General features: G+C 66.3%; 9 protein-coding genes. 1 reads left to right on the top strand and 8 read right to left on the bottom strand.

Annotation, left to right across the window (positions count from 1 at the left end; genetic code table 11):
* Positions 1-53: 53 nt before the first annotated feature.
* The 5 genes from pbpG to CBM2594_RS07535 form a co-directional block, all read right to left on the bottom strand.
* Positions 54-1,271, bottom strand: coding sequence for a D-alanyl-D-alanine endopeptidase (gene pbpG / locus CBM2594_RS07555; RefSeq protein ID WP_147310417.1), 1,218 nt, complete (start codon positions 1,269-1,271; stop codon positions 54-56).
* A 272-nt stretch (positions 1,272-1,543) separates the two neighbouring features.
* Positions 1,544-2,266 carry a nitroreductase gene (locus tag CBM2594_RS07550; protein ID WP_116357728.1) on the bottom strand — a complete coding sequence of 241 codons (723 nt, stop codon included), beginning with the start codon at positions 2,264-2,266 and terminating at the stop codon, positions 1,544-1,546.
* Between the two features lie 15 nt (positions 2,267-2,281).
* On the bottom strand, positions 2,282-2,740 hold the full coding sequence (locus CBM2594_RS07545; protein ID WP_116356286.1) for an acyl-CoA thioesterase: 459 nt from the start codon (positions 2,738-2,740) through the stop codon (positions 2,282-2,284).
* Between the two features lie 96 nt (positions 2,741-2,836).
* Positions 2,837-3,763, bottom strand: coding sequence for a DMT family transporter (locus CBM2594_RS07540; RefSeq protein WP_116356285.1), 927 nt, complete (start codon positions 3,761-3,763; stop codon positions 2,837-2,839).
* Positions 3,760-4,692 carry a histone deacetylase family protein gene (locus CBM2594_RS07535; RefSeq protein ID WP_116356284.1) on the bottom strand — a complete coding sequence of 311 codons (933 nt, stop codon included), beginning with the start codon at positions 4,690-4,692 and terminating at the stop codon, positions 3,760-3,762. The genes CBM2594_RS07540 and CBM2594_RS07535 overlap by 4 nt, the downstream gene beginning before the upstream one ends.
* 363 nt (positions 4,693-5,055) lie before the next feature.
* Here CBM2594_RS07535 and phaP1 point away from each other — a divergent pair, with 363 nt between their 5' ends.
* A complete protein-coding gene (gene phaP1 / locus CBM2594_RS07530) occupies positions 5,056-5,634 on the top strand; it encodes a TIGR01841 family phasin PhaP1 (protein WP_116356283.1) in 579 nt (192 codons plus the stop codon).
* 349 nt (positions 5,635-5,983) lie between these two features.
* Here the strand turns inward: phaP1 and lpdA are convergent, their stop codons facing one another.
* The 3 genes from lpdA to aceF all read right to left on the bottom strand — a co-directional run bounded on the left by lpdA (position 5,984) and on the right by aceF (position 10,210).
* A complete protein-coding gene (gene lpdA, locus CBM2594_RS07525) occupies positions 5,984-7,777 on the bottom strand; it encodes a dihydrolipoyl dehydrogenase (RefSeq protein ID WP_116356282.1) in 1,794 nt (597 codons plus the stop codon).
* Between the two features lie 33 nt (positions 7,778-7,810).
* The gene (locus tag CBM2594_RS07520; protein ID WP_116356281.1) at positions 7,811-8,473 is read right to left on the bottom strand and encodes an MFS transporter; all 663 of its coding nucleotides are present in this window, start codon (positions 8,471-8,473) and stop codon (positions 7,811-7,813) included.
* A gap of 72 nt (positions 8,474-8,545) precedes the next feature.
* Positions 8,546-10,210: a dihydrolipoyllysine-residue acetyltransferase gene (gene aceF / locus CBM2594_RS07515; RefSeq protein WP_116356280.1), complete on the bottom strand. Its 1,665-nt coding sequence runs from the start codon at positions 10,208-10,210 to the stop codon at positions 8,546-8,548.
* Positions 10,211-10,302: the final 92 nt, after the last annotated feature.

Below are 10,302 nucleotides of genomic sequence, written 5' to 3'. Positions count from 1 at the left end.
CCAAAGCAAAACGCGCCGCAATGCGGCGCGTTTTTCCGGTCAGGCGTGCGCGCTCAGATGCCGCGCGATTGCTGCGATGCCAGCACCGCGTGCGCGCTGCCCGGACCCTGCGTCAGGTTCGGCGACGACGGGAAGCCGCGCTGCGGCGAGGACGGCGAATGTTCGAGCCAGTCCTTGACCCGGTTGGCATCGGCAAAGCGCGACAGCTTGCCGGCCGAATCCAGGAACACCATCACCACGTTGCGTCCATGCACGCGCGCCTGCATCACCAGGCACTGGCCGGCTTCGGAGATAAAGCCGGTCTTCTGCAGGCCGATCTCCCAGTTGCCGCCGCGCACCAGGCGGTTGGTGCTGACGTAATGCTGGGTGCGGCCCAGCACATTGACCTCGTGCTCGGTCTGGGTCGAGTACTCGCGGATCAGCGGGTTGCGGTACGCGGCATTGACCATGCGCACCAGGTCGGTCGCGCTCGACACGTTGCTGCTCGACAGGCCGCTGGAATCGACGAAATGGCTGTCGTTCATGCCAAGCTCGCGCGCCTTGCGGTTCATGGCCTGCACAAACGCCGGCAGGCCGCCCGGGTAGTGGCGGCCCAGCGCCGAAGCGGCGCGGTTCTCGGACGACATCAGCGCCAGCAGCAGCAGTTCCTGGCGCGTCAGCTGCGTGCCGAAGCGCAGGCGCGAGCTGCTGTGCTTCTCGGTGTCGCGGTCTTCCTCGGTGATGGTCAGCACCTCGTCCATCGGCAGGCGCGAGTCCATCACCACCAGCGCGGTCATCAGCTTGGTGATCGATGCAATCGGCAGCACGGCGCTGGCGTTCTTCTGGAACAGCACCTCGTTGGAGTTCTGGTCCATCACCAGGGCCACGCTCGAGCGCAAGGCCAGGGCGTCGTCGGTGTCGCGCAGGCCCATGGCCTCGCCCAGCGAAGGCTTGGACGGGATAAACGCCGCCCGCACCGGTGCGGCGCGCTGCGCCACCACGACGTGGCGCTTGCCTTTCTTCAATACCACCACCTTGCGCGCGGAGCCTGCCTCGCTCTTGGCAACCTTGGCATTTCGGGCGCTTTTGGCAACTGGCCTGGCAGCGCTCTTTTTCTCGGCCTTGGTGGTTTTGGCCTGCTTTTTGGTGGATTTTTGTGTAGATGCGGCCTTGGTGGCCGCTTCGGCCACGGGCACCGCGACCATCGACACCGACACCAGCACCGCGGCGGCGACGGCGGACAAGGGTGTGGAGCCGAAGAATCTGGAGAAAATGGAATCAGACCGGAACATGATTCGTTCAGCGCATAGGAATGGCGCTAGTGTAGGAAAGAAAGAAATTGTTAGCAAGATTAAAGACTTACAGACGCTCCTTAAAGTTCGATTCCCATACATTTCCATATTGCGAAAAATGTACGCGATGCATCACGTCTGCTATCGAACTTCTGTGCGCTCGACCCAAGCGCAGTCCGGCTCACCCTTGCTACCCCTTCGCAGCGACGAAGCCAATACGGAAAGTCCTGTTTGATATCGGCGTCCATCGTTACATGTTGAAACAAATTTCACTATGAGAGAAAACGCGCAAACCCGCTGACCGGCTCACGTTCCGTGGTGAGGCGGTTTGCGACGGCCTCCGGATCGGCAAAACCGAGCGACATGCCGCACACCACCATTTCCTCCGGTGGCAGCCGCAGGTGGCTGGCGATGACCTTGTGGAACTGCGTAAACGCCGCCTGCGGGCAGGTATCGAGCCCGCGTGCGCGGGCGGCGACCATGATGCTTTGCAGGAACATGCCGTAGTCCAGCCAGCTGCCCTGCTCCATGATGCGGTCGATGGTGAAGATGAGGCCCACCGGCGCATCGAAGAAACGGAAGTTGCGCGCGTGCTGTTCGTGCATGCGCGCCTTGTCCTCGCGGCTGATCTCGAGCAGGCCGTACAGGTCCCAGCCCACCTTGCGCCGCCGCGACAGATACGGGTCGGCCCATTCGCGCGGATAGTACGGGTACTCCTCGCGGTACTTGCTGTCGCGCTCGGGATCTTCGTAGGCGGCCAGCACGTCTGCGCACAGCTTGGCCTTGGCTTCGCCGGACAGCACATAGACGCGCCACGGCTGCGTGTTGGTGCCGGACGGCGCGCGGCTGGCCACTGCCAGGATCTCTTCCACGGTGCTGCGCGGCACGGGCGTATCGAGAAAGGCCCGCACCGAACGCCGCGTCAGGATCGCGCGGTCGACGCAGTCCACGGCCTCTTGCGAGCCGAGTCGATTCTCGTGGGACATCTTGTTCATCTCCATTGCCCCGACCTATTCCCTTGCGCCCGTCAGCGCGCCCGCCGCCGCCAATGGCAGCAGCGCTTCGCGCAGCGCGCCCGGCAACGGTACCGGCCGGCGCGTGACGCGGTCGACATAGACGTGGATGAAATGCCCTTGCGCCGCCGCGACGTCGTTGTCGCCGCTGAACAGGCCGACCTCATAGCGCACGCTCGACGTACCCAGCCTGGCTACTCGTAAACCCGCTACCACGGTCTCGGGAAAACTGAGCGACGAGAAGTAGTTGCACTGCGTCTCGATCACCAGCCCGATGGTGTCGCCGGACGCGATATCGAGCACGCCCTGCCGGATCAGGTAGGTATTCACCACGGTGTCAAAATAACTGTAGTAGACAACGTTGTTGACGTGGCCATAGACATCGTTGTCCATCCAACGCGTGGTGATCGGCTGGAAGTGTGGATAGGCACTGCGCGATTCGGCTTGCGGTTTCATGGGGCGAGAAGAAGACAGAAAGCGAGACAGGAAGCGAGACAGTACGAAATACGAATATTCTGAACCTGCGGCCCAGGCGATACGAACGCGCCGCGGCTAGCGGCGGATGACAAGCGCCACCCCCAGCGCGGCCAGCACCATGCCGGCCGCCGCCAGCGGCGGGAAGCGCTCGCCGAACAGCAGCCAGGCCATCACCGCGGTGGTGGGTGGGGTGAGGTACATCAGGCTGGACACTTTGGTGGCCGCACCTTGCCGTATCAACAGGAACAGCAGCGAGATCGCGCCGATCGACAGCGCCACCACCGACCACGCCAGCGCGCCGAGCATGGCGGGAGTCCACTGCACCGCCCGCGTCTCGAACAGGAACATGAACGGCACGCAGGCGAGCACCGCCGCGGCGAACTGGATCACGGAACCCATGCGCAGGTCGAACACCGGGCAGAAATGCCGCTGATAGACCGTGCCCACGGTGATGCTGATCAACGCGCCGCCAGCCAGCGCAAGGCTGACCGGCGTCAAGCCGCTGGTGCCCAGCTTGTTTGCCACCACCAGTGCCACGCCGGCAATGCCCAGCAACAGGCCCAGCCACTGGCGTGCATCGATGCGCTCGCCCATGCGCGTGGCGATCAGCGCGGTCAGGATGGGCTGCATGCCGACGATCAGTGCCGATACGCCTGCCGGCATGCCGAGCTTGATTGCCGCCCAGACGCCGCCAAGGTAACCCGCCTGCAGCAGCAACCCCGCCACGGCGATATGCCCGACCGCGCGCCAGTCGGTTGCGGCCGTTCCCGCCACGCGCGGCAGCGGCACGCGCGCCAGCAGCACGAACGGCACCATCAGCACCAGCACGCCGGCAAAGCGCAGAAACAGGAAGGTCATCGGCTCCGCATACGGCATGCCGTATTTGGCGACGATAAAGCCGGTGCTCCAGATCAGCACGAACAGCCACGGCATCGATGCCACCCCCAGCGTGGCGCGCGGGCTGGCCGCGCCGGCGCGGCCTGACTCGATCACATCGCTCATGACGCCACCGCAAGCTGCGCCGCATGCTGCCGGTAAAGCGCGTGATATTGCGCGGCGAGCCGCACCGTCTGCGCATGGACCGCAACGGTATCTTCGATCTGGTTGCCGTAGCCGCCGGCCATGGTCACCGCCAGCGGCAGCCGGCGTGCTTGCGCGGCATCGAACACCAGCCGGTCGCGCCGCGCCAGGCCGGCCATGGTCAGCTTGAGCCGTCCGAGCCGATCGCCCTCGTGCGGATCCGCGCCGGCCAGGTAAATCAGCAGGTCCGGCTCGAAGCGGCTGAACAGCGTGTCCAGCGCCGCCTGCAGCGCCTGCGCGTAGGCGTCGTCGTCGCAGCCGTCGGGCAGGCCGACGTCGAGGTCGCTCGATTCCTTGCGGAACGGGTAGTTTTTTTCGCCGTGCAGCGACAGCGTGAACACGGACGGATCGCCGTGCAGGATCGATGCGGTGCCGTTGCCCTGGTGCACGTCGAGATCAATCACCGCGACGCGGCGCACCGCGCCGTCGCGCTGCAGCACGCGCGCCGCGATCGCGGCATCGTTGAAGACGCAGAAGCCGCCGCCCTTGTCGGCGTACGCGTGGTGCGTGCCGCCGGCCAGGTTGACGGCAACGCCTTCGCGCAGCGCAGTACGGCAGGCCTCGATGGTGGCGCCCGCCGAACGGCGCGAACGCTCCACCATCGCCTCGGACCACGGGAAGCCGATCTCGCGCTGGCGCGCCGCGTCGAGCGTTCCGGCCGAGGCCGCCTCCACATACTCCGCCGTGTGAGCCAGCAGCAGCGCGTCATCGCCGGCGCGCGGCGCCTCGGCCAGGCGCAGCCCCGGCACCTGGACCGACACCGCGTCGCGCAGCATGCTGTACTTGCGCATGGGGAAACGATGTCCGGGCGGGAGGGGCAGCACGAAGTGGTCGGCGTAGAAGGCGAGCATCAAAGGAGGCCTGGGCGATTCTGTTCACATCTTGTTGGGTATTCCGGCCTCGGCCGGACGTGCCGGCGCGGGCAGCCTGGCATGGTAGCACCCCTGCCGGGGCACCGCCGGCGCTGGTCCGGAATGGCGCAAGCGCCACCTCCTGTACTGCACCCGACCCGCCTTTTGTGCGATGCACAAAATGTTCTTGACATTGCATCGACGGCCCCTACAATACGAATTGTTGCGGCGCACAAACTGACTTTGGCGCCCTGACCCAACCCATACGCCTGGGCTGGCCGAAGCGGGCACAACACCGTCACGGCCCTGACATCTAGGCGGCTTAATTTGCTTGACCTTGAAGTTCACCACTGGAGACCAGCAATGATCCTCACCCCGGAACAAGTCGCAGCAGCACAAAAGGCTAACCTCGAAACGCTGTTCGGCCTGACCACCAAGGCGTTTGAAGGCGTCGAAAAGCTCGTCGAACTGAACCTGCAGGTCGTCAAGACCGCGTTCGCCGAGAACGTGGACAACGCCAAGAAGGCGCTGTCGGCCAAGGATGCGCAGGAACTGCTGGCCATCCAGGCCGCAGCCGTGCAGCCGGTCGCCGAAAAGACCCTGGCCTACACCCGTCACCTGTACGAAATCGCTTCGGAAACCCAGAGCGAATTCGCCAAGGTGGCCGAGGCCCAGCTGGCCGAAGGCTCGAAGAACGTCCAGGCGCTGGTCGAGAACTTCGCCAAGAACGCCCCGGCCGGTTCGGAATCGACCGTGGCCATCGTGAAGTCGGCGATCTCGGCTGCCAACAACGCCTACGAGTCGGTGCAGAAGGCCACCAAGCAAGCGGTCGAAATGGCTGAAACCAACTTCCAGGCCGCGGCTTCGGCTGCCACCAAGGCTGCCCAGCAAGCCAGCGCCACGGCCCGCACGGCCACCGCGAAGAAGGCTGCTGCTGCCTGATAGCACGCTGTGCTGAAGATGGACCGGCCCCGGCCGGTCCGTTGGCAAAGCCCATCGCCATGCGCATGCGGTGGGCTTTGCCAACGACAAGGGTAATGCCCCGCCGGACCGGCCCGGCTCCGCCCTGTCTGCCGATGTCTCCTCGGTACCGCGGTCTCCTTGTCCAAAGGTATCGTTAAACCCGACCCCTGCAGGTCGGGTTTTTTTTGGTTCTCGGCCAGCCTGGCCCTTCCCTCCCGCGCTGCAAGCCGCCACACCGAGGCGGGGATCGCTCATGGCGGTTAATTGCGAAATCTGACAAAACAAAACCCGCCATCGAGGCGGGCTCTGCAACAGCAACGGGCAGCGCTTAACGCTTGCGCGGCGGCGGCACGTCGGTGCACGTGCCTTCGTAGATCTCCGCCGCCATGCCGATCGACTCGCCCAGCGTCGGGTGCGGATGGATGGTCTTGCCGATATCCACCGCGTCGGCGCCCATCTCGATCGCCAGGCACACTTCGCTGATCAGGTCGCCGGCATGCGTGCCGACGATGCCGCCGCCGATCACGCGATGCGTTTCCTCGTCGAAGATCAGCTTGGTGAAGCCCTCGTCGCGACCATTTGCGATGGCGCGGCCGGAAGCCGCCCACGGGAACACGCCCTTGCTGTACTTGATGCCCTGCGCCTTGCACTCGTCCTCGGTCAGGCCGGCCCAGGCCACTTCCGGATCGGTGAAGGCCACCGACGGAATCTGCTTGGCATCGAAGTACGCCTTCTCGCCATGCGCGGCCTCGGCGGCGACGTGCGCTTCGTGCACGGCCTTGTGCGCCAGCATCGGCTGGCCGACGATATCGCCGATCGCGTAGATATGCGGCACGTTGGTGCGCATCTGCTTGTCGACGTCGATAAAGCCGCGCTCGGTCACGGCGACGCCGGCCTTCTCGGCGCTGATGCGCTTGCCGTTGGGCGAGCGGCCCACCGACACCAGCACCAGGTCATAGCGCTGCGGCTCGGCCGGTGCGGCTTCGCCCTCGAACCTGACATAGATGCCGTCCGGCTTGGCTTCGACCGCGACCGTCTTGGTGTTCAGCATCACCTTGCCGAAGCGGTCCTTGTTCTTCTTTTCCCAGACCTTGACCAGGTCGCGGTCGGCGCCGTTCATCAGGCCCGGCAGCATTTCGACGATATCGATGTCGGCACCCAGCGTGCTGTACACCGTCGCCATTTCCAGGCCGATGATGCCGCCGCCGATGACCAGCATCTTGTTGGGCACTTCCGGCAGCTCCAGCGCGCCGGTCGAGTCGACGATGCGCGGGTCTTCCGGGATAAAGGGCAGCTTCACCGCCTGGCTGCCGGCGGCGATGATGGCCTTGTCGAAGCGGATCACGGTCTTCTTGCCGGTGGTCTGCTTGCCCTCGCCTTCGGTCAGTTCCACTTCCAGGTGATGCGGGTCGAGGAAGTTGCCGACGCCGCGCACCACCTGCACCTTGCGCGCCTTGGCCATGCCGGCCAGGCCGCCGGTCAGCTTGCCGACCACCTGGTCCTTGTAGTGGCGCAGGCCGTCCAGGTCGATCTTGGCTTCGCCGAACAGGATGCCGTGGGCGGCCAGCGCCTTGGCTTCGTCGATCACCGCGGCGTTGTGCAGCAGTGCCTTGGACGGGATGCAGCCGACGTTCAGGCAGACCCCGCCGAGCGTGCCGTAGCGCTCCACCAGCACGGTATTCATGCCCAGGTCGGCGGCGCGGAACGCGGCCGAGTAGCCGCCGGGACCGGCGCCCAGCACCAGCACCTCGCACTGGATATCGGCACCGCCGGCATGGCTGGCGGCGGCAGGGGCGGGCGCGGCCGCCGCGGGCGCGGGGGCCTGCGCCGGTGCCGCAGCCGGTGCGGGGGCTTGCGCAGGCGCGGGCGCCGCGGCGGCGCCTGCCTGGGCCTCGATGGTGCAGATCACCGCGCCCTGGCCCACCTTGTCACCCACCTTGACCTTGACCTCGACCACCTTGCCGGCGGCCGACGACGGCACATCCATGCTGGCCTTGTCGGATTCCAGCACGATCAGTGACTGTTCCACCTCGACCGTGTCGCCGGCCTTGACCAGCACCTCGATCACTTCCACCGCGTCGAAATCGCCGATATCCGGCACCTTGACTTCGATCACACTCATGTTTGCTCCTCTATGCGCGCCCGCCTCTCGGCTTCAGGGCGCGCCGTCGTTGTTGGTTGCTGCGTTGCCGCTCGCCGGGTCGCCGCCCGCGGCATGGTCCGCAGCGGGTGCCGCCGCGGCGTCGTCCGCGTGCAGGCGCACGGTGTGCACCTCGATCGGCCCCGCCGAACTCTTGTCGAACTCCACGCCGGCATCGACGCCGATGCGCGCGATTTCGCCCGCGCCGAGGTCCGGCCGGTCATAGACCGCGTGCATCGCGCCCAGCGCATAGTTGCGGCCCGAGCCGATGCCCCAGAAGCGGTCGAACGAAAACACCTCGCGGTACGAGTAGACGCCGAAGATGCCCGCCGGATTGGCGATCAGGCATACGATCTGCGACGACTCGTAGGGATCGTCATCGTCTTCCTTGGTATTGACGAAGTAGTCCGACTTCAGCTTCTCGTGCACCTTCAGGAAGGTGCGGAAGACGTCGTCGCGCGAGCCCAGCCGGCACTCGTCGCCCAGCCCCGCCAGCAGCGTGCGCATGACCGGGAAGTGCGCCGTGGTCCCGGCCAGCGCGATAAAGCCGTCGCCGACCGGAAACACCTTCTGGTTGCGCTCGTAGGCGCGCGACAGGCGCGTATCGCCGAAGGTCACGAGCGCGTCGGCCGCGATCGCCACCTCGGCGCCCTTCCTGACGACAACACAGGTAGTCATGGCTTGCTCCCGGTTGCGCGTGGCGCGCCGCGCGGGCCGGGCTGTCGCCCCGCCGGCGCGGCGCCACCCCGCTTAGAGCAGGATGCGGCGGAAGTCCGCCAGCAGTTGCGCGAAGTACGTGTTGAAGCGCGCGGCCTCGGCACCGTCGATGACGCGGTGGTCCCACGACAGCGACAGCGGCAGCGTCAGGCGCGGCGCGAACTGCTTGCCGTCCCACACCGGCTTCATGTACGACTTGCACACGCCCATGATGGCCACTTCGGGCGCATTGATGATCGGCGTGAAGTACGTGCCGCCGATGCCGCCCAGCGACGAGATCGAGAAGCAGCCGCCCTGCATCTGGTCGGGCTTGAGCTTGCCGTCGCGCGCCAGCTTGGCCAGCTCGCTCATTTCCTGGCTGATCTCCAGCACGCCCTTCTTGTCGGCGTCCTTGATCACCGGCACCACCAGCCCGTTCGGGGTGTCGGCGGCGAAGCCGATGTTGAAGTATTTCTTCAGCACCAGGTTGTCACCGTCGAGCGAGGCATTGAAGTTGGGGAACTTCTTCAGCGCCGCGACCGTGGCCTTGATCATGAACGCCAGCATGGTCACCTTGATGCCGGCCTTCTCGTTTTCCTTGTTCAGCTGGACGCGGAAGGCCTCCAGGTCAGTGATGTCGGCTTCGTCATGGTTGGTGACGTGCGGGATCATGACCCAGTTGCGGTGCAGGTTGGCACCCGAGATCTTCTTGATGCGCGACAGCGCCTTGCTTTCGACCTCGCCGAAGCGGGTGAAGTCCACCTTCGGCCACGGCAGCAGCCCCAGCTCGCCACCACCGGCGCCGGCCGCAGCCTGTGCCGGCGCGGCGGCCTGGCCGCTCATCACGCCCTTGACGTAGCTCTGCACGTCTTCCTGGGTGATGCGGCCCTTGGGACCGGTGCCCGGCACGCGCGAGACATCGACACCCAGCTCGCGCGCGAACTTGCGCACCGAGGGGCTGGCGTGGGCGGCCTTGCCGGTTGCGCCGGCGGGAACGACAGCCGCGGCGGCCGAGGCAGCAGGCGCAGCGGCCGGGGCCGGTGCGGCGGCCGGCGCCGGAGCGGGCGCGCCGGCAGCGGGCGCCGGTGCCGCGGCGGCCGGTGCGGCGGCAGCGGCAGTGGCCGCGCCTTCCAGGATCAGCAGCAGCGTGCCTTCCGAGACGTTGTCGCCGACCTTGACCTTGACTTCCTTGACCACGCCGCCCTGCGGCGAGGGCACGTCCATGGTGGCCTTGTCCGATTCCAGCGTCACCACCGCGTCTTCGGCGTTGATGGTATCGCCGGGCTTGACGTGGACTTCGATGACGGGCACGGCGTCGTAGTCGCCGATATCGGGCACCTTGACTTCGATGGCGGCGCCGCCGCCGGCCGGCGCAGCGGCGGGAGCCGGTGCCGGTGCGGGTGCGGCGGCCGGAGCCGGTGCCGCGGCGGCGGGTGCCGGCGCGGGAGCGGGAGCCGGTGCGGCAGCCGCGGCCTGCCCGGCCGGCTCCAGCATCACCAGCACCGAGCCTTCGGCCACGTTGTCGCCCACCTTGATCTTGACTTCCTTGACCACGCCGGCCTGCGGCGAGGGCACGTCCATGGTGGCCTTGTCCGACTCCAGCGTCACCAGCGCGTCTTCCGCGTTGATGCTGTCGCCGGGTTTCACATGCACTTCAATGACGGGAACGGCGTCATAGTCGCCGATATCCGGCACCTTGATTTCAATCGCTTGACTCATTCAGTGTCTCCTGGGCAGGCCGGCACGCGCGACGTCCGCAAGCGGCGAGATTACCTTCGCCGCCCGCTTCTGTCACGCCGCCGTGCCGCAAG

Source organism: Cupriavidus taiwanensis (assembly GCF_900249755.1).
Taxonomy (GTDB): Bacteria; Pseudomonadota; Gammaproteobacteria; order Burkholderiales; family Burkholderiaceae; genus Cupriavidus; species Cupriavidus taiwanensis_D.
This window is presented reverse-complemented; position numbering and strand designations above follow the sequence as displayed.